Below are 22,875 nucleotides of genomic sequence, written 5' to 3' on the forward strand. Positions count from 1 at the left end.
AAATTCAAAGAAAACGCCGTTCGTATGAACGGCGTTTTTTTTTGTCTCGATTAAAGTTCTTTTTTCGCAAGTCTGTAGGAAGGTGCTCCGATGCAGGTGGTGCGGGGCTGTCCGACACTTCGGATTGAGGTAGAATGCCGCTCTTATTTGTCGGTCGTGCGAACTTGCTCTGGTTGATTTTCAGCCCCCTCAATGCAGGTGAAGCCGATCACCCCGACAGGTGCCCGCTGCTTGTCTTGCGCCTGTTTGTTCACTCGAAAGATTAATGGACTTAATCATAGCGTCGAAAATCGTGGCCTCTATTTTCATATAGATCAGGCTAAACCCATTACTGGCACAAGGGAGCCTTAATGAAGCTTCTCATGATCACCAACTGCCCGCAGATGGCAGGTTTCGCTGTCGAGAATGGTGTAGACCGCATTTTCGTGGACACGGAAATCACTGGCAAAGAGGCACGTCAGGGCCACCTGAACACAGTTATCAGCAAGCACACCCTCGATGACGTGCGACGTGTCAGGCCCGCCGTGCCGTCAGGTCGTTTGCTTGTGCGCATAAATCCTGTCCACGAAGGCAGCCAGGCCGAGATCGATCAGGCTATTGATGCAGGGGCCGATATCCTGATGCTTCCCATGTTCAGGGGGCCTGACGAAGTTCGCACGTTCACTCAGGCGGTACGGGGCAGGGTGCGCTGCAGTCTGCTGGTCGAGACAGTGGGTGCGGCTGCAACGCTGGCAGAATGTGTGCGGGTGCCGGGCGTGGACGAGGTGCATATCGGTCTGAACGACCTTCACCTCGAACAGGGGCTGGACTTCATGTTCGAGCTGGTAGCCAACGGCACGGTAGATGGTCTGGCGGCGGTACTGCGCGATGCCGGCCTGCCGTTCGGTATCGGTGGTCTTGCGCGGGTGGGTGACGGCATGCTGCCGGCCGAATTGCTGGTGGCGGAACATGCACGGCTTGGCTCCAGCGCGGCAATTCTGTCCAGAGCCTTCCATCGCAATGCCTCCTCGGTGGAACAGATCCGGGCCGAGATGGATTTTGCAGGCGAAGTGCAGAAGTTACGCGACGTCTATGAGCACTATCGATGCGCAGCACCGGAGCAGTTGCAAGCCGCTCATGCTAGCGTGCAGACGGGTGTGCAGGCGATTGTCGCCGCGATCCGGGCTCGTCGGGTGAATGGTGAATGACGTCGCCAGGACAGCGTAGTTTGTTGAGCGCAGGGCTGTTCCTGAGTCTGGCATTGATGGCTGGGCGTCTGGCTGGCTTCGGGCGCGAGGTGTTGCTGGCATCATCATTGGGATTGTCCGAGCAGGCCGATATCGCCATTGTGCTGTTGACGGTGCCTGATCTGCTGGTCAACCTCCTACTTTCCGGTGGCATCGGTGTGGCTCTGGTCCCGGCGCTGCGCGCGGCAAGCCCGGCACAGGCTGCGGCCCTTTTCAGGCAGGCTTCACTGGCATTTGGCGCCTTGTTCGCAGTGTTCGGCCTGTGTTTTGCGTTGCTGCCGGGATTGTGGTTTTGGCTGTTCGCGCCAGGCTTGCAAGCGCCCACGCAATGGCTGGACAGCTGGATGATCTATGCCATTGCGCTGGCGATCCCGCTTGCTGCGCTCTCTGGCGTCAGCACAGCAGCACTCAACGCCCGTGACCGTTTCTTCGTGGCCGGATGCGGCACGCTATTCTTTAATCTGAGCATCATTGCCGCGTTACTGATGGCCATGTTCTGGTCCAGAAGTTACCTGTCGTTGCTCTGCGCGGGCATCCTGGCAGGAGCGCTGCTGCGCTGGGTCAGCCAGTGGATTGCGCTGCGTGGAGGCGCACCACGGGTAATGCAGGCACATCATGGTCTGCTGCTTGACCGTCGTCTGATACAGGGTTTTGTCGCCGGGCTGGCTTCGGCATCGTTGCTGATTCTGGTGCCGGTGGCTTTGCGTGCAGGGGCCAGTTGGCTGGGCAAGGGGGAATTGGCGGCGTTCAACTATGCAATAAAGCTGGTCGAGTTGCCGCTGGGCATCCTGATCACCACCTTGGCCACCGTGGCATTTCCACGCCTGAGTGAGGCTCACGATCACAACGACGCGACGGCCTTCGACGGTATCCTGAAGTCGGGCCTGCAGCGTGCGCTGGTGTTGTCTTTCGCCGTTGTGCTGTGCGGAATACCGTTTGTCGACGCGGTGGTGGCGATACTCTTTGGTGCGGGGCGTGTCGGTGTCGATGGGCTGGCGCACATCACCAGTCTGACCCAGATCGCCCTGCTGAGTGTACCGTGGGTGGGCATTGCCAGCCTGGCGGCAGCGGCACTCAACGCGCGCAGGCTGCCGGCGCAGGTGCTGCGCCGAACTGCCCTGATCATGCTGATGTTCCCATTGTTGTGCCTGCCAGGGTTGCTGATGGCCGACCCCATCGCGCTGATGGGGGCACTGCCGGTGTTTCATTGTATCCTGGCGATCAGCCTTATGCAGGCCTTGGGCCGCGAAGGCGTGCGGTCTGCTCGTGCGCAGTTGTATAGAGTTTTGAGCTGTTTGTTCGCCATCGGCAGTGTCGCTATCGTCGGCTGGCTCACTGACGTTCTGGTAGTGAAACCATTTGCCGTGCTGTTGCCCGGTTCCCTTGATATTTGGCGCGTGCTGCTCGCGGGTGGGGTCTTTGCTGGCGCAGTGGCTGCGGGTCTATTGGTGTTGCGCTTTGCTGACAGGCGTAGGAGATAACGTGAAAAGGCTTTTTGACTTGTTCTGTGCTGGTGGGGCTATCGTGGTGTTGTCGCCGATTTTACTCGGGGTCGCGGCAGTCATCTATTTCTCCGACTTCGGACCAGTGCTGTTCAAGCAGCGGAGGGTCGGGCGTGCAGGGCGTGAGTTTTTCATCTACAAGTTCCGAAGCATGGTGCTCAACGCCGAGAGTCTCGGCGGGTTCTCCACTGCAGAAGGCGATCCGCGGATCACCCGGGTCGGTCGGTTCATTCGGCGTACAAGCCTTGATGAACTGCCGCAGTTGTTCAATGTATTGCTGGGTGACATGAGCGTGGTCGGGCCGCGCCCGGATGTGCCCGCGCAGCGCCCGCTATACACGGAAGAAGAGTGGCGCGTGCGACATAGTGTGCGACCAGGTATCACCGGGCTTGCGCAGGCGACATTGCGCTCGGCTGCAACCGAGCAGCAGCGCAAGCAATTGGATCTGCAATATGCCCAAGAGGCGTCGCTGATGAAGGACCTTGAAATCATCATGCTGACGTTCAAACAGGTTTTCGGAAAAGGCGGCAACTGAAATGTGCGGAATTTTTGGATATTTTAATCGCCGGGGCAAGTCGCTGGCCCCTGACACGGTGCGGTCGATGGGAGAGTCGATTCGTCATCGCGGACCAGATGATCAGGGTGTATTCAGTGCTCCGGGTGTGGCACTGGGCAATCAGCGCCTGTCCATCATCGACCTGGCTGGTGGGCATCAGCCGTTCATTTCCGATGACCAGAACATCGTCGTAGTACAGAATGGTGAAATTTTCAATCACCTTGAGCTGGCGCAGGAGCTGGAAGGCACACCATACGCTTGTCGCACGCATTCGGACACCGAGGTGCTGCTGCGCCTTTACGAGCGTGAAGGTATTGCCTTTGTCGAGAAACTCAATGGGATGTTCGCCATCGCCATCTACGATGCCCGCGAGCAGGCGCTGTACCTGGTGCGTGATCGGATCGGGGTAAAGCCGCTGTATGTACACGATGATGGCGAGCAGATCACCTTTGCGTCGGAAATCAAGTCGGTGCTCAAGGCTGGCATGCCACATCCGCCAATGGACGAAGAGGCTTTGCACCACTACCTCACGTTCAACTACGTGCCGGCGCCGTTCACTTTGTATCAGGGTGTGCGTCATTTGATGCCGGGTCACCTGATGAAGATCACCTCGCAGGGTGTCGAGGTGTCGTGCTGGTGGGACCTTGCGGCGGTCCAGCCCGTTCACGGACGCAGCGAGGAGGAATGGATCGAAGAATTCAACGCCATTTTGGACGACGCCGTGCGCTTGCGGCTGCGTTGCGATGTGCCGTTCGGTGCGTTTCTTTCCGGCGGCGTTGATTCGAGCACCGTCGTTGGCTTGATGGCTCGACACATGACCGATCCGGTAAAGACCTTTTGTATCGGTTTCGACGACCCGCGCTACGATGAGTCAGCCTACGCGCAGGAAGCTGCCGAGCGTTTTGGGGCCGAGCACGTCATGGAGCGAGTAGAGCCTGACATGCTTGATCTGTGGCCAATGGCTACCTATCACTGCGACCAGCCCCACGGGGATGTTTCATTCCTGCCCACCTATCGCGTTTCAGCGTTGGCCGCCAAACATGTGAAGGTAGTGCTGACCGGTGATGGCGGCGACGAACTGTTTGCCGGTTATGATAAACATCGAGATTTCTTCGCGCGTCCTGAAGCGGCCACCTGGTCCGACGAAGAGTTTCAACGCAACTATTTCGACAGTATTTCGCTGTTTACCCACCACGGTAAACAGGCCTTGTACACGCCGGAGCGCGCGGCGCGGTTAAAAGCAATAGATTCCTTCGACGTAGCAGCGCCTTACTTCAAGGCGGTGGCGCACCAGGACCGAATCAACCAGGCCTTGTATCTGGACATGCAATTGCTGCTTTCGGGCAATAATCTGGTCAAGCCTGACCGAATGGGCATGGCCGTGTCGCTCGAAGCGCGTACGCCTTTCCTGGACTACCGCATGATGGAGTTCGCCTTCCGCATGCCTGGTTCGCTCAAGCTCAAGGACGGCATCACAAAGTATCTGTACAAAAAAGCGGTCGCGCCGCTGATCGGCGATAACCTGGCCTACCGCAAGAAGCAGATGTTCACGGTGCCAGTCGGCGAGTGGTTCAAGACCACCAAAGCGGATTACTGTCGTGAAAACATGCCTGTCGGAGTGTTTGACCAGGCAGCGATGTCCCGCATGAACGAGGCGCATATTTCAGGTGAGGAGAACAGGACGCGGGAAATTCGTGCGCTTATTGCTTTGAGCCATTGGCAGAAGAACTGCTAGGACCCGAAGCATGAAAGTACGTATCTCAACGCTCGTGATTCTGTTGCTGCTGTTGGGCATTACGTTGTCCGGTGTGAAGGAGTTTTCAGCGTGGCCGCAGGTCGTGGACCTGTGGCTGCAGCGGGCAACTCCGGCGACTCTCACCGGGCACCCGCATCTTTTCCGGTACATGGTCGCCTATCCGGGGTTGATGCTGGAGCGGGACTATCCGGGGCTTGGATTCTCACTGTACTGCTGCCTTTTCATGTTGCTCAATGCATCGGTGTGGTCGGCTATCGTGCGCAAGACTCACCAGGTCAGCCCGTCCTACGTGATCTGGGGATTGTTTTTCCTGGTTCACATGTTCATGAACGGGCGCGGTGTGATCGCCTGGAGCGCCTGGCTTTTGGGCGTCTCGTTGTGCATTGACATGAGTCGGGCGCAGGTTCCTATAAAATGGCCGGTCTTGCGAGGTGCCGTTGCCTGTTTCCTGGGGACCGTCAGTACAGGTGTATTCGTCATCGTGCTGTTTGCCATCTTCCTTTTCTTTCTCGAGCGCTGGAAAGCAGGCGGCGTCAAGCTCAGGAACTTCAGTGGGCTGGTGGCGTTGATACTGCTGATGCTCTGCGGCTATGTGTTCTTGTCCTACTTCATTGTGGCAATCGAGAAGAACCTGGACTTCTATGGAGGCGGTATACAGGGCCTGATGCTCATGCTCAAGCATGGGATGGGCAAGATCTTCTTTGCAGACGGCGGTCTGGGTCTGATCCTGTTGCTGTTAGCCCTACCGATCGGTGCCCTTGGAGCTCTGATTTTCTTTTTCGGCCCTCGCATACGCCCTGTACGCAAGCTGTTGATCATCTCAATGGCGGGTGGGCTGTTCGGTTTTACCGTGCTTACTCTTGCCATACCGCTCTTGCTCTGTGAAGCCGGCAGCGCCATGCGACGAGTATTGAGGTTTCTCGGGCTGCAGCGTCAACCTTTTGCTCCAGTGGTCGGTGCCCGTGGTTTGAATGTGACTGATTGATTGCAAGGGATCCCATACCCTTTTAAGGTGTTTGCCTGATTGCATGCAGTATTCATGGGTAGCACAGCGTGAGTGATTGCAACAGTTTGGTTGAGGAGTCCTGTACCCGTGCATTGCACTAGGTCAGGCCGATCGTATTATGAGCACCCTAGATGACAAGTGATGACGTTGTAGCTGTTGCCGATTTGCCTGTTGCAGAGAAAGGCCCGATTTTGATAGTTACCTATGGCGGCGGACACGTTGCCATGCTGACGCCGGTGGCACGTAGTCTTATAGCAAAGGGACATCCGGTGTTGGTTCTTGCTTTGACCACCGCTGTCGGGTATCTGGAACGTGCGGGCATTCCATTTATTGGCTACCGGCACCTGCCGGATGCTGACCAGGCTGATGTCGTTGCATGGGGGCGCAAGCTGACCAGCGAACTACCGTCCGGTGGCAGTATTGAGCTGGCCGAATCGGTCGCCTACATGGGGCTGAATTATCGCGAACTGGTGGTAGAACATGGTCTGGAAGGTGCGGCACAATTGTTCGCCGAGAAGGGACGCCGGGTGTTCTGTCCGATCGGTCTGTTCAAGCGGTGGCTGGCCGAGCTGCGCCCGTCGCTGGTTATAGCGACCAGTGCCCCGCGTAGCGAGAGAGCCGCGCTCGAAGCCGCCAGCGCGCTGGGGATTGCATCGATCTGTGCCGTGGATCTTTTTGGTCTGCAGGAAATCCAGTGGATCAACCGCCCCGGGTATGCGAGTCGAATCTGTGTACTGAATCAGCAGGTACGGGATATGTTCGTGGAAAAAGGCTGTCACCCCGACGCGATAGTTGTCACTGGCAACCCGGCGTTCGATCGATTGCAGCAGCCTCAGGTACAGGAAGCGGGACGTGCAATGCGTGCTGCCAAAGGTTGGGGCAAGGACGAAACCGTCATTCTGTGGGCTTCGCAAGTTGAACCCGAGCGCCATCCTTTCGATGGGCGAATCGGCGATCCGACATTGCCGCGCAGGATCGAGGCAGTCTTGCGGGAGTTTGTCAGCACTCATGCAGATTATCGATTGGTGTTGCGCTATCACCCCAGTGAAAGTGCCCAGTTCCACTCAGGCCAGGCGCGTGTCGAGCTCAGTCCACCCAGTGAAGACCTTGCAACTTTGCTGCATGCTCTCGATATCGTGGTCGTGACCAGTTCCACGGTGGGCCTCGAAGCGCATCTGGCCGGGCGTTGTGTTCTTTCTGTGGGTGGATCTGTTTTCAACCAGGATGCGCCCTACGGGAAAATGGGCATTGCCACCGAAGTGAGCTCACCTGAAGGGCTGGGCGCGGCGCTGAGCCGCGTCCAGCTCAAGTCTGAGCAGCGCCCGTCAATGGTTTCGGCTGGTCCCTTGATGGCCAGCGCCACGCATAACATCGTCGAGCTAGCCGAATCGCTGCTAGGGTCAGAAGGCACGGTTTCTCCCCTCTCGTAAGACGGGTCATGGCTTGGAGGATACCAAGCAGGTCGCGGGGGAGTACCCCTGGGTCGATCAATTGAAGAAAAGGAGTGTTGTGGTGTTGAGGCTTGCTGAACAGATGCGGCGTCGCTTGATTGATCTGCCCCGTAAGCAGAAACGGATCATTCTTGTACTGGTGGATGTCGTACTTGTGTGGGTCTCGTTGTGGCTGGCTTTTGTGGTGCGCCTCGGCGATGCGGACGAAATCGATGTGTTTGGCAAACATGCCTGGTTGTTTGCCCTTGCTCCGCTGTTTGCCATTCCGCTGTTCGGGTGCTTTGGCCTGTATCGGGTGGTGATGCGCTACATGGGGAACGATGCGCTGATCGCCATCGTCAAGGCTGTGTCCATTTCTGCATTGCTTCTGGCGCTGTCCATCTATTGGCACGTTGACGCACCCAAGCCATTGCCCCGTTCGATGGTGTTCAACTACTGGTGGCTGAGCATTTTTCTGATCGGTGGCGTACGCCTTGGGTTGCGCCAGTACTTTATCGGTGAATGGTTTTCCCCAGGCTCCCCCTTGCGCTTGAGAAACAGGGACGCTTGTCTGCCCAAGGTCGCGGTATATGGCGCAGGTGCGGCGGGCAATCAGCTGGTCGCCGCCCTGCGGTTAGGTCGGGTTATGCGCCCGGTGGCATTCATCGATGATGACCCCAGCTTGTACAATCGTGCAATTGCCGGGTTGCGGGTGTATTCAGCCAAGCATATTCAGCAGATGCTCGACGAAACCGGTGCACACCAGATCTTGCTGGCGATCCCTTCGGCGACACGGGCGCGTCGACGTGAGGTTCTGTTGGCGCTCGAGTCTTTCCCGCTGCACGTGCGCAGCGTGCCCGGTTTCATGGATCTGGCCAGCGGGCGGGTCAAGGTGGAGGATATCCAGGAGGTGGATATCAGCGACCTGCTCGGGCGAGAATCGGTTCCGCCACTGCAGGCCCTGTTCCAGCAATGTATTCGTGACAAGGTGGTGATGGTAACCGGGGCGGGAGGTTCGATCGGTTCGGAGCTGTGTCGGCAGATCCTGTTCAGCCAGCCGCGCGTATTGTTGCTGTTTGAACACAGCGAGTTCAATCTGTACGCGGTGCACATGGAGCTGGAGCGACGCATCTCCAGCGAGTCACTGCCTACCAGACTGATTCCTATCCTGGGGTCGATTCGAAACCCGTCCCGCATGCTCGATGTTCTGCACACCTGGGGTGTGGAGACGATCTATCATGCGGCTGCCTACAAGCATGTGCCGATGGTGGAGCACAACGTCTCCGAGGGAGTGCTGAACAATATTTTCGGTACGCTGCATACGGCCCAGGCGGCGGTGAAGGCAGGGGTGGCCAATTTCGTGCTGATTTCCACTGACAAGGCTGTGCGCCCGACCAATGTGATGGGGAGTACCAAGCGTGTAGCGGAAATGATCTTGCAGGCTCTCAGCCACGAGCAGGCACCGGTGCTTTTTGGGGATGATGCGGCTGTGCATCACGTCAATAAGACACGCTTCACAATGGTGCGCTTTGGAAATGTGCTGGGCTCTTCCGGCTCGGTAATTCCGCGTTTCCATGAACAGATCCGCACGGGTGGCCCGGTTACCGTGACGCATCCCAAGATTACTCGCTATTTCATGACTATTCCGGAAGCCGCGCAGTTGGTGATTCAGGCGGGCTCGATGGGACAGGGTGGAGATGTGTTTGTGCTGGACATGGGCCAGCCGGTGCTTATCGCTGATCTGGCGCAAAAGATGATCCATCTCTCTGGTATGAGCGTGCGTAGTCACAAGAATCCGACTGGGGATATTGCACTGGAATTCACCGGATTGCGCCCCGGTGAAAAGCTGTACGAAGAGTTGCTGATCGGTGAGAACGTCAACTCCACCGAGCATCCCATGATCATGTGTGCCAATGAGGAACACCTCACCTGGGAGGCGCTCAAGGCGATACTTGCCAAGATGAACGCCGCGGTTGATGCCGATGACTATCCGCGCATTCGAGCCTTGTTGCTGGAAATGGTCAGTGGATACACGCCTGAAGACGACATAGTCGATTGGATCTATCAGCAGCGCTGTGGAGGTGGCGAATCACTTCATTGACGCCTTCCAGCTGAAAAAACGCCGTTCATGTGAACGGCGTTTTTTGTTTCGATAAAAAATTTGCTGTTGCAAGGCCGTCAATCTGGCAGCTCTCCCCGTATGTCTCGGCTGGGAAATGGCCAGCCTATCAGCGCAGACATGTCGCACTTTTGCTGCGCTTGAGGATGGGTAGCAGGCCATGCGTAGCAAATGTCTCAGTGCTTGCTGTCGTCGCCCGACATGCTCAACAACTGCTTCTCCTGGTTCCAGTCGAACGGTTCGTCGTTCTGCTCGGCTTCGTAGCGGCGTTCTTCCAGCTCCTGGTACATGGCCAGTTCTTCTTCCGGCATGTAGTGCAGGCAATCGCCGCCAAAGAACCACAGCAGGTCGCGGGGGATAAGGTGCGCGATCTGCGGGTAGCGCTGGATGACCTGGCAGATGAGGTCCTGACCCAGGTAGGTGCTCTCCGGGTCGACCGGCAACTGTTGCATCAGGTCGTCGAAACGCTCCAGAAACAGCGCGTGGCTTTCTTCCGGTACCTGTTCGGCCTCACCCAGGGCTGCAAGGATGGTGCGCAGGTGGGTGAGCAGGGCGAGGTGGTATTCCAGTTGAGCAGTGGCGTTGGCCATGCGGGCGATCCTCTAGAGCAAAATCGGGCGCGGGAGTATAAGGCTCCCCGCGCCCGATGTCCCGTTGGAGTGATGCTCAGCGCACCTTGCCCTCGGTGGGCAGCAGCTCGTCCTTGCTGAACGCATCCACGTCGATCACACGGCGCCGTGCGGCTTCGGCCTCGTGCAGGCTTTGAGCTTCGCCGGCCTGCAAGGTGTTGGCGTGCAAGGCTGCGTCGATCAGCGATTCGCCGGGAGCCGGCGCCAATTGGCCGCCCTTGTGGGCCTGGTGCAGCTTCTTGTGCAGCGGGGCGCTGGCCCTTAGCAGGTCGCTGGCCTGTTGCAACGCGCCCACCGGGTCGCTTGCATCGGTGGGGCGATAGCAGCCAGCCAGCAGTTGTTCGAGTGCCGGATCACCCTTGGCGCGACCCAGCAGCGCAGCAACCTCGGCATCCAGTTCGTCCGACGGGCCGGTATGACGGCGCCCGAACGGGAACACCACCAAGCGCAGCGCGCCACCGAGGAACCGATTGGGGAAGTTGTCGAGCAGGCGGTCCAGGGCTTTTTCGGCCTGGCCCAGGCTTTCTTCCATGGCCCAGCGCAACAGCGGCCGCAGGTACTCGGGCGAATCGAGATCGTGGTAGCGCTTGAGGGCTGCCGAACCCAGGTACAGGTTGCTCAATACGTCGCCAAGGCGCGCCGACAGGCGCTCACGGCGTTTCAGCTCGCCACCGAGCAGCATCATGCACAGGTCGGCCAGCAGGGCGAAGGCCGCCGCCTGGCGATCGAGTGCGCGAAAGTATCCCTGGCTCAATGCATCGCCGGGTGCCTTTTCAAAGCGCCCCAGGCCCAACCCAAGGACCAGCGTGCTGGCCGCGTTACCCACCGCAAAGCCCACATGCCTGAGCAGCAGGGCGTCGAACTCCTTGAGCGCCTGGTCGTGGTCTTCACGTGCGGCCAGGGCCATCTCCTTGAGCACGAACGGGTGGCAGCGAATCGCCCCCTGGCCAAAGATCATCAGGTTGCGCGAGAGGATGTTGGCGCCCTCGACGGTGATGAAGATCGGTGCCCCCTGCCAGCTGCGACCCAGGTAGTTGTTCGGGCCCATGATGATGCCCTTGCCCCCGTGCACGTCCATGGCGTGCTGGATGCATTCGCGCCCCCGTTCGGTGAGGTGGTACTTGAGGATCGCCGACAGCACCGAGGGTTTTTCACCCAGGTCCACCGCGTTGGCGGTGAGCATGCGTGCGCTGTCCATCAGCCAGGCATTGCCGCCGATGCGGGCCAGAGCCTCCTGAATGCCCTCGAACGCGGCCAGCGGTACGTTGAACTGCTCGCGCACCTGTGCGTACTGGCCCGTTACCAGGCTGGTGTACTTGGCGGCACCGGTACCGACTGCCGGCAAGGAGATCGAGCGTCCCACCGACAGGCAGTTCATCAGCATCATCCAGCCCTTGCCGAGCATCTCCTGCCCGCCAATCAGAAAACTCAGCGGGACGAACACGTCCTTGCCGCTGTTGGGGCCGTTCATGAACGCGGCGCCCAGCGGCAGATGGCGCTGACCGATCTCGACACCTGGGGTGTCGGTCGGGATGAGAGCCAGACTGATACCCAGCTCCTCCTTGTCACCCAGCAGGTGATCGGGGTCGTAGGCCTTGAACGCTAGACCCAGCAGCGTCGCCACCGGGCCCAGGGTGATATAGCGCTTCTCCCAGTTCAGGCGCAGGCCCAGTACTTCCTCGCCCTGCCACTGGCCCTTGCAGATGACCCCGGTGTCGGGCATGGCGCCGGCGTCGGAGCCGGCCAGCGGACCGGTGAGGGCGAAGCACGGGATGTCGTCACCGCGGGCCAGGCGGGGCAGGTAATGGTTGCGTTGCTCGTCGGTGCCGTAGTGCAGCAGCAGTTCGGCCGGGCCGAGCGAGTTGGGCACCATCACCGTGGAGGCCAGGTCGCCGCTGCGGGTGGCCAGTTTCATCGCGACCTGTGAATGAGCGAAGGCGGAAAAGCCCTTGCCACCGTATTCCTTGGGAATGATCAGGGCAAAGAAGCCATGGGTCTTGATGTGCGCCCAGGCTTCGGCGGGAAGGTCCATGTCCTGGCCGATCTGCCAGTCGCTGACCATGGCGCAGAGCTCCTCGGTGGGCCCGTCGATGAAGGCTTGCTCTTCTGCGCTCAGTTGCACCTTGGGATAGGCCAGCAGGGTGTTCCAGTCGGGGCGGCCACTGAAGAGCTCGCCGTCCCACCAGACCGTGCCGGCATCGATGGCCTCACGCTCGGTCTGCGACATCGGCGGCAAGGTTTTGCGAAACCAGCCGAACAGCGGGGCAGTCAGCCATTTGCGGCGCAGATCGGGCAGCACCAGAGGCACGGCAGTGGCCACCAGCAGCAGCCAGAAGATCGTCAACAGCCAGCCGGGGGCATGGCTGAATGCGCCCATCGCCACCAGGTAGACGGCAACCACGCCCAGTGCGGGCAGGGGGGCAACCCGCCGGTGCGCCAGGTAGGCAATACCGACCACCAGCACCACTAACCACAACAGCAACATATGCTTTCCTCCGTGAGCTCCAGAAATAGCTATCCGACAGAGCTTAGACCGCCTGTGCCAAACAACCCGTCAGAACAGTGACAGGACGCGACCTGTGGAAGTTCGCGTTTTCGGGCCGCGGGCCAGCGATTGTCAGCCTCGCCAGCTCGGGTAGACTGAGTGCCCACCGCCTATGTCAGGAGTCGTCATGCTGAAGATCTGGGGACGCAAGAACTCGTCAAACGTCAGGAAGGCGCTGTGGTGCGCCCAGGAGCTGGGCCTGGGTTACCAGTCGATCGATGCCGGTGGCGAGTTCGGCGTGGTCGACGAGCCGCACTACCGTGCCCTCAACCCCAACGGCCGGGTGCCGATGATCGAGGATGGCGAGCTGGTGCTGTGGGAATCCAATACCATCGTTCGCTACCTGTGTGGCCGGTATGCCCCAAACACTGACTGGTACCCCGCCGACCCGGCGGCCCGGGCCAGCGCAGACAAGTGGATGGACTGGACCACGTCATCGCTGGCTACGCCATTCCGTCCGCTGTTCTGGGGCATCCTGCGTACACCGTCTGACCAGCAGGACTGGGTGCAGATCAACGCCGCGCACAAGCAATGCGCCGAACTGCTGTCGATCGCCGATCAGGCCCTGGCCATGCAACCCTACCTGTCGGGGGAAGCGATCGGCATGGGCGACATCCCGCTGGGCTGCTTCGTGTATGCCTGGTTCGAGATGCCCATCGAGCGTCCGGAAATGAAGCACCTGCGTGCGTGGTACGAGCGCCTCAGGCAACGGCCGGCCTACCAGGCGGCGGTAATGACCGCGCTGACCTGAACCTGTCGATTACCCTGATAGTCAATATCGATACACTTCACTGTACTTGCGTGGCCTGGGCAAGCACCATGGCCACATTCGTCGCGGTCGGCCCTGTCTGACCGCCTGCCTTGTGAACCCTTCAACCTGGTGTGTAGACCTGCTATGAGTTCTGCTCTGTCCATTCGGCAGCTAACCAAGACCTACGGCAATGGCTTCCAGGCCCTCAAGGGCATCGACCTGGATGTCGCCGAAGGTGATTTCTTCGCCTTGCTCGGCCCCAATGGCGCCGGCAAATCCACCACCATCGGCATTCTCTCGACCCTGGTCAACAAGACCAGCGGCACGGTGAATGTGTTCGGCCATGACCTGGACCGAGAGCCAGCCGCGCTCAAGCGCTGCATCGGTGTGGTGCCCCAGGAGTTCAACTTCAATCAGTTCGAAAAGACCTTCGATATCGTCGTGACCCAGGCGGGTTACTACGGCATCCCGATGAAGGTGGCCAGGGAGCGCGCCGAGCAGTACCTGACCCAGCTGGGCCTGTGGGACAAGCGTGACGTGCCATCGCGCTCGCTGTCCGGCGGCATGAAGCGCCGCCTGATGATTGCCCGCGCGCTGATCCACGAACCGCGCCTGCTGATCCTCGACGAGCCTACCGCTGGCGTCGACATCGAGCTGCGCCGTTCGATGTGGAGCTTTCTGACCGAGCTCAACCAGAAGGGCATCACCATCATCCTGACCACCCACTACCTGGAAGAGGCCGAGCAGCTGTGCCGCAACATCGGCATCATCGACCACGGCACCATCGTGCAGAACACCAGCATGCGTCAGTTGCTGGGCACGTTGCATGTGGAGACCTTCCTGCTCGACCTCAAGCATGACCTGGCCCAGGCGCCGCAACTGGCCGGCTACCCGTGCCGGCTGATCACTCCGCACACCCTGGAAGTGCAGGTGGACAAGGACGTGGGCATCACCGCGCTGTTCGGCCAGTTGGCCCTGCAGAACATCGAGGTGCTGAGCCTGCGCAACAAGACCAATCGTCTCGAGGAGCTGTTCGTGTCCCTGGTGGAAAAAAACCTGGCGAAGGTGGCGGTATGAGTTCGGAACTGCGCGCCAACCTGGTTGCCCTCAATACCATCGTCTATCGAGAAGTGCGGCGGTTCACGCGGATCTGGCCGCAGACCCTGCTGCCCCCGGCGATCACCATGGTGCTGTACTTCGTGATCTTCGGGAACCTCATCGGCCGGCAGATCGGCGACATGGGTGGCTTCACCTACATGGAGTACATCGTGCCGGGCCTGATCATGATGTCGGTGATCACCAACTCCTACGGCAACGTGGTGTCGAGTTTCTTCGGCAGCAAGTTCCAGCGTTCGATCGAGGAGCTGATGGTGTCGCCGGTGTCGCCGCACACCATCCTCATCGGCTACACCCTGGGCGGCGTGCTGCGCGGGTTGGCGGTGGGAGTGATCGTGACCCTGCTGTCGCTGTTCTTCACCCATCTGCAGGTGCATCACATGGGCGTGACGGTGCTGGTGGTGGTGCTGACCGCGACGATCTTCTCGCTGCTGGGCTTCATCAACGCAGTGTTTGCGCGCAACTTCGATGACATCTCGATCATCCCGACCTTCGTGCTCACGCCACTGACGTACCTGGGTGGGGTGTTCTACTCCATCACCCTGCTGCCGCCATTCTGGCAGACCGTGTCGCTGGCCAACCCGGTGCTGCACATGGTCAACTCGTTCCGCTATGGCATCCTGGGCGTCTCGGACATCCGCATCGGCGTGGCCATCACCTTCATGCTGGTGGCCACCGCGGTGCTGTACATCGGCTGCGTGCGCCTACTGGTCAGCGGGCGAGGAATGCGCAGCTGATTTCTGCTTGCGCCTGCGCCACTGCCTGCCCACCCACCAGCGCCAGTAGAGCATGGTCAGGCAGTAGGCCAGCGCCCCCAGCAGCACGCCGCACACCACCGAGCCCAGCAGAAAGGGCTGCCACAGCGTCGACAGCTGGTCGGTGATCCATTCGAAGGTGAGTTCCTCAGGCAGCGTGCGTGGCGGTATCTGCATCAGCCATGCCCCCACCTGGTAGGTGCAGTAGAACACCGGCGGCATGGTGATGGGGTTGGTCAGCCACACCAGGCTGACGGCGATGGGCATGTTGCCACGCACCAGAACCGCCAGGCTGGCGGCCAGCAGCATCTGCATCGGGATAGGGATGAAGGCTGCGAAAAGGCCTACGGCCATGGCCCGTGCCACCGAATGGCGATTCAGGTGCCAGAGGTTGGGGTCGTGCAGCAGCCGGCCGAGAAAGCGTAAGGATTTATGTTCCCGAATGCTCGTCGGATCTGGCATGTAGCGTTTGAAAAGTCGACGCGGCATGTGGGCTCTCGGCGTTCTGAAGTGGCCAGTATGCACGGATTGTAAACAGCGCCAATTCAGACTTTGTGACAATTAATAAGCAAGGTGCGGGCCTGGGTGATCTAAGCCTCTGGGGTGAGATCTGCTCAGGAGCTTTACCCATGCGCACAAGGATGTTGGCGCTGGCCTTGGGGCTGTTGGCGCTCAACGTGCTACCTGCCTTGCCGTCGGTCGGCTGGCTCTGGGGCATCGGCATGACGGGAATGTTATGCCTGGTGTGTCGATGGGCAGTGCCCGGTCTGTTCCTGCTTGGTTTTGCCTGGGCCTGTTGCTCGGCGCAATGGGCGCTGGACGATCGACTGCGGCCCGAGCTGGAGGGGCGCACCCTGTGGCTGGAAGGTCGGGTAGTGGGCCTGGCGCAGCAGGGCCCACATTCGGTGCGTTTCGAGCTGGCCGAAGCCTCCTCGCGCCGCGCCCAGTTGCCGCAGCGGCTGAGCCTGAGCTGGTTTGGCGGGCCGCCGGTCAACAGTGGCGAGCGTTGGCGCCTGGCGGTGCAGCTGCAGCGCCCCTCCGGCCTGCTCAACCCCCATGGGCCTGACCAGGAAGCGGCCATGCTGGCTCGGCGAATCGGTGCCACCGGCCGCGTAAGGGCAGGTGAACGACTGGCCCCGGCCAGCCATGCGTGGCGTGATTCGGTGCGCCAGCGCCTGCTCGGGGCTCAGGCCCATGGGCGCGAAGGTGCGCTGGCGGCGCTGGTGCTGGGTGACGGCGGAGCGCTGGCACAGGAGGACTGGCAGGTGCTCCAGGCAACCGGCACGGTGCACCTGCTGGTGATTTCCGGTCAGCACATCGGCTTGCTGGCCGGTCTGGTGTACGGCCTGGTGGCCGGGTTGGCACGTGTGGGGGCATGGCCCAGGGCGCTGCCCTGGCTACCCTGGGCGTGCGGCCTGGCGTTTGCGGCGGCCCTGGCGTACGGCTTGATGGCGGGCTTTCAGGTACCGGTACGACGCGCCTGCATCATGCTGGCGGTGGTGCTGTTGTGGCGCCTGCGTTTTCGCCACCTGGGGGCCTGGATTCCCTTGCTGCTCGCCCTCAACGGTGTATTGCTGGTGGAGCCATTGGCCAGCCTGCAGCCGGGGTTCTGGCTGTCGTTCGCGGCGGTGGCGGTGCTGGTGTATGTGTTCGGCGGCCGGCTGGGGGCCTGGAACCCCTGGCTGGCATGGTGCCGGGCCCAATGGCTGATCGCGATCGGCCTGTTGCCGGTGCTGCTGGCGCTGGGGCTGCCGATCAGTCTCTCGGCACCGCTGGCCAATCTGGTTGCGGTGCCCTGGGTCAGTATCGCGGTGTTGCCCCTGGCGCTGGCCGGCACACTGCTGCAGGGGCTCCCGTTGCTGGGGGAGGCCCTGTTGTGGCTGGCTGGAGGTTTGCTGGCAGCCTTGTTCTGGACACTGGCACAGGTGGCACATTGGCAACCGGCCTGGACACCGGTCGCCTTGCCGATATGGGCATGGTTGATGGTGGGCGGTGGCGCGGTACTGCTGCTGTTGCCGGGCGGGCTGCCGATGCGGGTGCTGGGCTGGCCCTTGCTGCTGCTGGCCGGCTGTGCGCCTCGCAACGAGATCGCCCATGGGCAACTGGAGGTGTGGCAGCTGGATGTCGGCCAGGGCCAGGCGTTTGTGCTGCGTACCCGTCACCATGCGATGCTGTATGACGCAGGCCCGGCCACCCGTGGCAGCGACTTGGGTGAGCGGGTGGTCGTGCCGACTCTGCGCAAGCTGGGGGTGCGCGAGCTGTACCTGGCGCTGATCAGCCATGCCCATGCCGACCATGCCAGCGGCGCCCTGGCGGTGCAGCGCAGCGTGCCGCTGGTGCGCGTGGTGGGCGGCGACCCGGATGAGCTGCCCGGGCAACTGCAGGCCCAGGCCTGCGCCAGTGGCGAGCAATGGCAGTGGGATGGCGTGCTCTTCAGCCTGTGGCGCTGGCAGCAGGCCGGCGACAGCAATCAGCGCTCCTGTGTGTTGCATGTGGATGCCGGCGGCGAAACCCTGCTGCTGACCGGTGACATCGATGCCCAGGCCGAGCGCGCCTGGCTGCGCGAGTCGACAGCCGGCCCGGTCGACTGGTTGCAGGCGCCCCATCATGGCAGCCGCACCTCGTCGAGCCAGGCCTTTCTCGAACGAACCCGGCCCCGGGGCGTGCTGATTTCGCGAGGGCGCCACAATGCATTCGGGCATCCGCACGCACAGGTGATGGCGCGTTACCAGGCGCTGGGTATCACCGTGCACGACAGCGCCCTGCACGGGGCGGTGCGCCTGGTGCTGGGCAGCTTTGGCCAGGCGGTCGGGCAACGCAGCCAGCGCCGCTTCTGGCGGGAGCCGACATGACGCTGTTCGGCCCCGTGGCCCCCTATGGTAAAGTGGCGGACTTTTTCGAGGGGGTCGCTACTGTGTGGGAATTGGTCAAGTCCGGTGGCTGGATGATGCTGCCGATCATTCTGAGTTCCATCGCTGCCATGGCTATCGTCGCCGAACGCCTGTGGACCCTGCGCGCCAGTCGTGTCACCCCGCCGCACCTGCTCGGCCAGGTGTGGCGCTGGATCAAGGACAAACAGCTCACCAGCGAGAAGCTCAAGACCCTGCGCGCCGACTCGCCGCTGGGCGAGATCCTGGCCGCGGGCCTGGCCAACTCCCGCCATGGTCGCGAAATCATGAAGGAGTGCATCGAGGAAGCCGCCGCCCGTGTCATCCACGAGCTGGAGCGCTACATCAACGCACTGGGCACCATCGCGGCCATGGCGCCGCTGCTGGGCCTGCTGGGCACCGTGCTGGGCATGATCGATATCTTCAGTGCCTTTACCGGGTCCGGCATGACCACCAATGCCTCGGTATTGGCGGGGGGGATCTCCAAGGCATTGATCACCACGGCAGCCGGCCTGATGGTGGGTATCCCGGCGGTATTCTTCCATCGTTTCCTGCAACGGCGCATCGATGAGCTGGTGGTGGGCATGGAGCAGGAGGCCATCAAGCTGGTGGAAGTGGTCCAGGGGGACCGTGATGTCGACCTGAGCGAGGGCAAGGCGTGAAATTCCGGCGCAAGCCACGGGAGACCGTGGACATCAACCTCGCTTCGCTGATCGACGTGGTGTTCATCCTGCTGCTGTTTTTCGTGGTGACCACCACCTTCACCCGTGAAACCCAGTTGCGTGTCGAACTGCCCGAGGCGGTCAGCGGCGCTCCGGCGCCCGACGCCGAGGCCAAGCAGCTGGAAATCACCATCAGCGCCGAAGGCGTGTACTCGGTCAACAACCACCTGTTGCCCAAGAGCGACCTGGGCACCCTGACCGAGGCCCTGCAGAAGGAATCACAGGGCGACACCAAGATGCCGCTGTCGATCAGCGCTGACGGCAAGACTCCGCACCAGGCCGTGGTCACCGCCATGGATGCCGCTGGCAAGCTCGGCTTCAGCCAGTTGCGCATGACCACGGTCGAGGCCGCCCAGGGGACACCTTGATGGCGCTTGCCGATCGCCTGTTGCATGCCTGGTATGCCGGCCACCCGGCATTGGTATTGTTGCGCCCGCTCGAGGCCCTGTACCGTCGGGTGGTGCGGGGCAAGCGCGAGCGTTTTCTGGCCGGGCAGGGCGACATCTATCGCGCACCGGTGCCGGTGCTGGTGGTGGGCAACATCACCGTGGGTGGCACCGGCAAGACCCCGCTTATCCTGTTTCTGATCGAGCACTGTCGCCAGCGCGGCCTGCGCGTGGGGGTGGTCAGCCGAGGCTATGGGGCCACTGCGCCGCAACTGCCGTGGCGCGTGCGTGCCGATCAACCGGCCGAACAGGCCGGTGACGAACCCTTGCTGATCGTGCAGCGCACCGGCGTGCCGCTGATGATCGACCCCGATCGAAGCCAGGCCGTGCGGGCCTTGCTCGACGCCGAGCCGCTGGACCTGATCCTGTGCGACGACGGCATGCAGCACTACCGCCTGGCGCGTGATCTCGAGCTGGTGCTGATCGACGCGGCCCGCGGCCTCGGCAATCGCCGCTGCCTGCCTGCCGGGCCGCTGCGTGAGCCGGTGGAGCGCCTGGATGAAGTGGACGCCGTGCTCTACAACGGCGCCCTCAGCGACCGTGATGATGGATTTGCCTTCACCCTGGCCCCTATGGCACTGGTCAACCTGCGCAGCGGCGAGCGCCGAGGCCTGGAGCATTTTGCGCCGGGCCAGGCATTGCACGCGGTGGCCGGCATTGGCAACCCTCAGCGATTTTTCAACACCCTGCAGGGGCTGGGCTGGCAGCCTGTGCCGCATGCGTTTGCCGACCATGCGGCGTACAACGCCCAGGCCCTGAGCTTCACCCCGTCATTGCCGCTGGTCATGACTGAGAAGGATGCGGTGAAATGCCGTGCTTTCGCCGCCGATGACTGGTGGTATCTTGCGGTCGACGCACTGCCTTCGCCGGCCTTCGTGGCCTGGCTCGACGCGCAGCTGGCGCGTCTGCTGCCCGGGCCTCGCCAGCCCTGACATTTTCTTTTTCCGGCCACAGGCCTGAGGAATATCCATGGACACCAAATTGCTCGACATCCTTGCTTGCCCGATCACCAAAGGCCCGCTCAAGCTCAGCGCCGACAAGACCGAGCTGATCAGCAAGGGGGCCGGCCTGGCGTACCCGATTCGTGACGGTATCCCGGTGATGCTCGAGAGCGAAGCCCGAACCCTGACCGATGACGAGCGCCTGGACAAATGAGCCTGGATTTCACCGTTGTGATTCCAGCACGCCTGCGCTCCACCCGTCTGCCGGGCAAGCCATTGCTGTCGATTGCCGGCAAGCCGATGGTGCAGCACGTCTGGGAGCAGGCGCGCAGAAGCAGCGCCACCCGCGTGGTGATTGCCACCGATGACCCGAGTATCGTCGCTGCATGCCAGGGGTTTGGCGCCGAGGTGCTGCTGACCCGTGAGGACCATCAGTCGGGCACCGACCGCCTGGCCGAAGTCGCCACCCAGCTGGGCCTGTCGGCAGATGCGATCGTGGTCAATGTGCAGGGTGACGAGCCGTTGATTCCCCCGGCGATCATCGACCAGGTGGCGGCCAACCTGGCGGCGCATCCTGAAGCGGGCATTGCCACGCTGGCCGAGCCGATCGAAGACGTCGAAGTGCTGTTCAACCCCAATGCGGTCAAGGTGAGCACCGACCGCAACGGCCTGGCCCTGACCTTCAGCCGTGCGCCCTTGCCGTGGGCGCGTGATGCGTTTGCCCAGAGCCGCGAGCAATTGCCGGCGGGTGTGCCTTATCGCCGGCATATCGGCATGTACGCCTATCGCGCAGGCCTGTTGCAGGACTTCGTCGCCTGGGGCCCCTGCGGCCTGGAGCAGACCGAGTCGCTGGAGCAGTTGCGTGCGCTGTGGAATGGCGTGCGCATCCACGTGGCCGATGCCTTGCAGGCGCCGCCTGTGGGCGTCGACACACCTGAAGACCTGGAGCGCGTTCGGCGCTTGCTGGAGGCCTGATGCGCGTCCTGTTCGTATGCCTGGGCAACATCTGCCGCTCGCCGACGGCCGAGGGCGTGTTGCGCCATCAGTTGAAGCTGGCAGGCCTCGAGGATCAGGTCGAAGTGGCCTCGGCGGGTACGGGAGACTGGCATGTGGGCAAGCCGCCCGACAGCCGAACCCGCCGCGCTGCGCTGGCGCGCGGCTACGACCTGTCCGCACAGCGTGCACAGCAGGTGAGCGCGCAGGACTTCAGCCGGTACGACCTGATCCTGGCAATGGACACCAGCAACCTTGGCCACCTCAAGGCGCTGCAACCGTCTGCCGGTACCGCCGAACTGGACCTGTTCCTGCGCCGCTACGAGGGTGAGCTGGATGAAGTGCCCGACCCGTACTACGGCGGCGAAGAGGGCTTCGAACAGGTGCTTGATCTCATTGAGCTGGCTTGTAGCAAGCTGGTGGTCGAGCTGAAGGGCCGGCTATGAGCGTGCAGGTGCAATCGCAGGTTTCACTCAAGCCTTACAACACCTTCGGAATCGAGGTGAAGGCGCAGTATTTCGCCCAGGCACACAACGATGACGAAGTGCGCCAGCTGCTGGCGCACGCAGCCGAACAGCACCTGCCGGTGCTGGTGATCGGTGGCGGCAGCAACCTGCTGCTGACTGCCGATATCCAGGCGCTGGTGCTGCGCATGGCCAGTGTCGGTGTGCGGATACTGTCGGATGATGGCCAACGCGTGGTGGTCGAGGCAGAGGCGGGTGAGCCCTGGCATCCCTTCGTGCAGTGGACCCTGGCCCAGGGACTGTCGGGGCTGGAAAACCTCAGCCTGATCCCCGGTACCGTCGGGGCGGCGCCGATGCAGAACATCGGCGCCTATGGCGTGGAGATCAAGGACGTGTTTGCCGGGCTGACGGCACTGGATCGGGAAACCGGCCAGTTGCACGAGTTTGCGCTGGAACAGTGTGATTTTGCCTACCGTGACAGTGTGTTCAAGCGTAATCCCGGGCGCTGGCTGATCCTGCGGGTTCGCTTCGTGCTCAATCGCGCCGAGCACCTGCACCTGGACTACGGCCCGGTACGCCAGCGGCTGAGTGAGCAGGGCATCGGTCAGCCGACCGCACAGAATGTCAGCGATGCCATCTGCAGCATTCGTCGCGAGAAACTGCCAGACCCGGCCGAGCTGGGCAATGCCGGAAGCTTCTTCAAGAACCCGGTGGTGAGCGCCGAGCTGGCGCAGCGCGTGCGCGAGGCGTATCCGGATGCGGTAGGTTATCCACAGGCCGATGGTCAGGTAAAGCTGGCGGCGGGGTGGTTGATCGAGCAGGCGGGCTGGAAGGGGTTTCGCGAGGGCGATGCCGGGGTGCACCGTTTGCAGTCGCTGGTGCTGGTGAACTACGGGCAGGCCAGTGGCAAGCAGTTGCATGCGCTGGCGCAGCGGATTCAGGCTGATGTGCTGGCGCGCTTCGGCGTCGCGCTGGAGATGGAACCCAACTTGTATTGACTGGGCGACTTGTTCGCTGGCAAGGCCGATTC

General features: G+C 61.6%; 21 protein-coding genes. 18 read left to right on the forward strand and 3 right to left on the reverse strand.

All coding sequences use genetic code 11. The features are described from left to right. Positions 1-350: 350 nt before the first annotated feature. From DN387_RS03420 to DN387_RS03450, 7 genes are all read left to right on the forward strand, one after another. Positions 351-1,187, forward strand: a complete 837-nt coding sequence (locus tag DN387_RS03420) for an aldolase/citrate lyase family protein (RefSeq protein ID WP_043862901.1) — start codon at positions 351-353, stop codon at positions 1,185-1,187. Continuing rightward, positions 1,184-2,707: a lipid II flippase MurJ gene (locus DN387_RS03425; RefSeq protein ID WP_082405768.1), complete on the forward strand. Its 1,524-nt coding sequence runs from the start codon at positions 1,184-1,186 to the stop codon at positions 2,705-2,707. The genes DN387_RS03420 and DN387_RS03425 overlap by 4 nt, the downstream gene beginning before the upstream one ends. 1 nt (position 2,708) lies before the next feature. Continuing rightward, positions 2,709-3,263, forward strand: coding sequence for a sugar transferase (locus DN387_RS03430; RefSeq protein ID WP_052504286.1), 555 nt, complete (start codon positions 2,709-2,711; stop codon positions 3,261-3,263). Position 3,264: 1 nt separating this feature from the next. Next, a complete protein-coding gene (asnB, locus tag DN387_RS03435) occupies positions 3,265-5,019 on the forward strand; it encodes an asparagine synthase (glutamine-hydrolyzing) (RefSeq protein WP_054915822.1) in 1,755 nt (584 codons plus the stop codon). 10 nt (positions 5,020-5,029) lie between these two features. Then, the gene (locus tag DN387_RS03440; protein WP_054915821.1) at positions 5,030-6,025 is read left to right on the forward strand and encodes a hypothetical protein; all 996 of its coding nucleotides are present in this window, start codon (positions 5,030-5,032) and stop codon (positions 6,023-6,025) included. Between the two features lie 152 nt (positions 6,026-6,177). Next, complete coding sequence (locus tag DN387_RS03445; RefSeq protein WP_236171948.1) at positions 6,178-7,476, forward strand: hypothetical protein; 1,299 nt, start codon at positions 6,178-6,180, stop codon at positions 7,474-7,476. A 103-nt stretch (positions 7,477-7,579) separates the two neighbouring features. Next, on the forward strand, positions 7,580-9,577 hold the full coding sequence (locus DN387_RS03450) for a nucleoside-diphosphate sugar epimerase/dehydratase (protein WP_054915874.1): 1,998 nt from the start codon (positions 7,580-7,582) through the stop codon (positions 9,575-9,577). Between the two features lie 194 nt (positions 9,578-9,771). Here DN387_RS03450 and DN387_RS03455 read toward each other — a convergent pair whose 3' ends face one another. Beyond that, a complete protein-coding gene (locus DN387_RS03455; RefSeq protein WP_043862897.1) occupies positions 9,772-10,185 on the reverse strand; it encodes a PA2817 family protein in 414 nt (137 codons plus the stop codon). Between the two features lie 76 nt (positions 10,186-10,261). Next, positions 10,262-12,709 carry an acyl-CoA dehydrogenase gene (locus tag DN387_RS03460; RefSeq protein WP_043862896.1) on the reverse strand — a complete coding sequence of 816 codons (2,448 nt, stop codon included), beginning with the start codon at positions 12,707-12,709 and terminating at the stop codon, positions 10,262-10,264. Positions 12,710-12,896: 187 nt separating this feature from the next. Here DN387_RS03460 and DN387_RS03465 point away from each other — a divergent pair, with 187 nt between their 5' ends. The 3 genes from DN387_RS03465 to DN387_RS03475 all read left to right on the forward strand — a co-directional run bounded on the left by DN387_RS03465 (position 12,897) and on the right by DN387_RS03475 (position 15,373). After that, positions 12,897-13,520, forward strand: coding sequence for a glutathione S-transferase (locus DN387_RS03465; protein WP_054915819.1), 624 nt, complete (start codon positions 12,897-12,899; stop codon positions 13,518-13,520). Positions 13,521-13,664: 144 nt separating this feature from the next. Next, on the forward strand, positions 13,665-14,597 hold the full coding sequence (locus DN387_RS03470) for an ABC transporter ATP-binding protein (protein ID WP_043862894.1): 933 nt from the start codon (positions 13,665-13,667) through the stop codon (positions 14,595-14,597). Further along, entirely contained in the window at positions 14,594-15,373 is a 780-nt protein-coding gene (locus DN387_RS03475) for an ABC transporter permease (protein ID WP_043862893.1), read from the forward strand. The genes DN387_RS03470 and DN387_RS03475 overlap by 4 nt, the downstream gene beginning before the upstream one ends. Here DN387_RS03475 and DN387_RS03480 read toward each other — a convergent pair. After that, positions 15,341-15,880, reverse strand: a complete 540-nt coding sequence (locus tag DN387_RS03480; RefSeq protein WP_043862892.1) for a DUF2062 domain-containing protein — start codon at positions 15,878-15,880, stop codon at positions 15,341-15,343. The genes DN387_RS03475 and DN387_RS03480 overlap by 33 nt on opposite strands. Before the next feature lie 140 nt (positions 15,881-16,020). Here DN387_RS03480 and DN387_RS03485 point away from each other — a divergent pair, with 140 nt between their 5' ends. The 8 genes from DN387_RS03485 (at position 16,021) to murB (ending at position 22,843) form a co-directional block, all read left to right on the forward strand. After that, the gene (locus tag DN387_RS03485) at positions 16,021-18,243 is read left to right on the forward strand and encodes a DNA internalization-related competence protein ComEC/Rec2 (protein WP_082405767.1); all 2,223 of its coding nucleotides are present in this window, start codon (positions 16,021-16,023) and stop codon (positions 18,241-18,243) included. 62 nt (positions 18,244-18,305) lie between these two features. Continuing rightward, entirely contained in the window at positions 18,306-18,941 is a 636-nt protein-coding gene (locus DN387_RS03490) for a MotA/TolQ/ExbB proton channel family protein (protein WP_162484877.1), read from the forward strand. Beyond that, entirely contained in the window at positions 18,938-19,369 is a 432-nt protein-coding gene (locus tag DN387_RS03495; RefSeq protein ID WP_054915817.1) for a biopolymer transporter ExbD, read from the forward strand. The genes DN387_RS03490 and DN387_RS03495 overlap by 4 nt, the downstream gene beginning before the upstream one ends. After that, positions 19,369-20,379, forward strand: a complete 1,011-nt coding sequence (lpxK, locus tag DN387_RS03500) for a tetraacyldisaccharide 4'-kinase (RefSeq protein ID WP_054915816.1) — start codon at positions 19,369-19,371, stop codon at positions 20,377-20,379. The genes DN387_RS03495 and lpxK overlap by 1 nt, the downstream gene beginning before the upstream one ends. A gap of 37 nt (positions 20,380-20,416) precedes the next feature. After that, positions 20,417-20,602, forward strand: coding sequence for a Trm112 family protein (locus DN387_RS03505; RefSeq protein WP_003247142.1), 186 nt, complete (start codon positions 20,417-20,419; stop codon positions 20,600-20,602). Beyond that, positions 20,599-21,363 (forward strand): 3-deoxy-manno-octulosonate cytidylyltransferase, encoded by a 765-nt coding sequence (gene kdsB, locus DN387_RS03510; protein WP_043862888.1) that lies wholly within the window; start codon positions 20,599-20,601, stop codon positions 21,361-21,363. Before DN387_RS03505 ends, kdsB begins: the two co-directional genes overlap by 4 nt. Next, positions 21,363-21,827 carry a low molecular weight protein-tyrosine-phosphatase gene (locus tag DN387_RS03515; protein WP_054915815.1) on the forward strand — a complete coding sequence of 155 codons (465 nt, stop codon included), beginning with the start codon at positions 21,363-21,365 and terminating at the stop codon, positions 21,825-21,827. Before kdsB ends, DN387_RS03515 begins: the two co-directional genes overlap by 1 nt. Beyond that, on the forward strand, positions 21,824-22,843 hold the full coding sequence (gene murB / locus DN387_RS03520; protein ID WP_043862886.1) for a UDP-N-acetylmuramate dehydrogenase: 1,020 nt from the start codon (positions 21,824-21,826) through the stop codon (positions 22,841-22,843). Before DN387_RS03515 ends, murB begins: the two co-directional genes overlap by 4 nt. Positions 22,844-22,875: the final 32 nt, after the last annotated feature.

Origin of the sequence: Pseudomonas sp. FBF18 (assembly GCF_024261405.1) — a bacterium.
Lineage (GTDB): Bacteria > Pseudomonadota > Gammaproteobacteria > Pseudomonadales > Pseudomonadaceae > Aquipseudomonas > Aquipseudomonas palmensis.

Excerpts from the sequence above, each read along its gene's own strand:
- DN387_RS03460 (WP_043862896.1), bottom strand. The coding sequence starts at position 12,709 with ATGTTGCTGTTGTGGTTAGTGGTGCTGGTGGTCGGTATTGCCTACCTG.
- DN387_RS03445 (WP_236171948.1), top strand. The coding sequence starts at position 6,178 with ATGACAAGTGATGACGTTGTAGCTGTTGCCGATTTGCCTGTTGCAGAG.
- DN387_RS03455 (WP_043862897.1), bottom strand. The coding sequence starts at position 10,185 with ATGGCCAACGCCACTGCTCAACTGGAATACCACCTCGCCCTGCTCACC.
- DN387_RS03475 (WP_043862893.1), top strand. The coding sequence starts at position 14,594 with ATGAGTTCGGAACTGCGCGCCAACCTGGTTGCCCTCAATACCATCGTC.
- lpxK (WP_054915816.1), top strand. The coding sequence starts at position 19,369 with ATGGCGCTTGCCGATCGCCTGTTGCATGCCTGGTATGCCGGCCACCCG.
- DN387_RS03420 (WP_043862901.1), top strand. The coding sequence starts at position 351 with ATGAAGCTTCTCATGATCACCAACTGCCCGCAGATGGCAGGTTTCGCT.
- DN387_RS03450 (WP_054915874.1), top strand. The coding sequence starts at position 7,580 with ATGCGGCGTCGCTTGATTGATCTGCCCCGTAAGCAGAAACGGATCATT.
- DN387_RS03515 (WP_054915815.1), top strand. The coding sequence starts at position 21,363 with ATGCGCGTCCTGTTCGTATGCCTGGGCAACATCTGCCGCTCGCCGACG.
- DN387_RS03480 (WP_043862892.1), bottom strand. The coding sequence starts at position 15,880 with ATGCCGCGTCGACTTTTCAAACGCTACATGCCAGATCCGACGAGCATT.
- DN387_RS03470 (WP_043862894.1), top strand. The coding sequence starts at position 13,665 with ATGAGTTCTGCTCTGTCCATTCGGCAGCTAACCAAGACCTACGGCAAT.
- asnB (WP_054915822.1), top strand. The coding sequence starts at position 3,265 with ATGTGCGGAATTTTTGGATATTTTAATCGCCGGGGCAAGTCGCTGGCC.
- DN387_RS03485 (WP_082405767.1), top strand. The coding sequence starts at position 16,021 with ATGCGCACAAGGATGTTGGCGCTGGCCTTGGGGCTGTTGGCGCTCAAC.
- DN387_RS03465 (WP_054915819.1), top strand. The coding sequence starts at position 12,897 with ATGCTGAAGATCTGGGGACGCAAGAACTCGTCAAACGTCAGGAAGGCG.
- kdsB (WP_043862888.1), top strand. The coding sequence starts at position 20,599 with ATGAGCCTGGATTTCACCGTTGTGATTCCAGCACGCCTGCGCTCCACC.
- DN387_RS03440 (WP_054915821.1), top strand. The coding sequence starts at position 5,030 with ATGAAAGTACGTATCTCAACGCTCGTGATTCTGTTGCTGCTGTTGGGC.
- murB (WP_043862886.1), top strand. The coding sequence starts at position 21,824 with ATGAGCGTGCAGGTGCAATCGCAGGTTTCACTCAAGCCTTACAACACC.
- DN387_RS03505 (WP_003247142.1), top strand. The coding sequence starts at position 20,417 with ATGGACACCAAATTGCTCGACATCCTTGCTTGCCCGATCACCAAAGGC.
- DN387_RS03425 (WP_082405768.1), top strand. The coding sequence starts at position 1,184 with ATGACGTCGCCAGGACAGCGTAGTTTGTTGAGCGCAGGGCTGTTCCTG.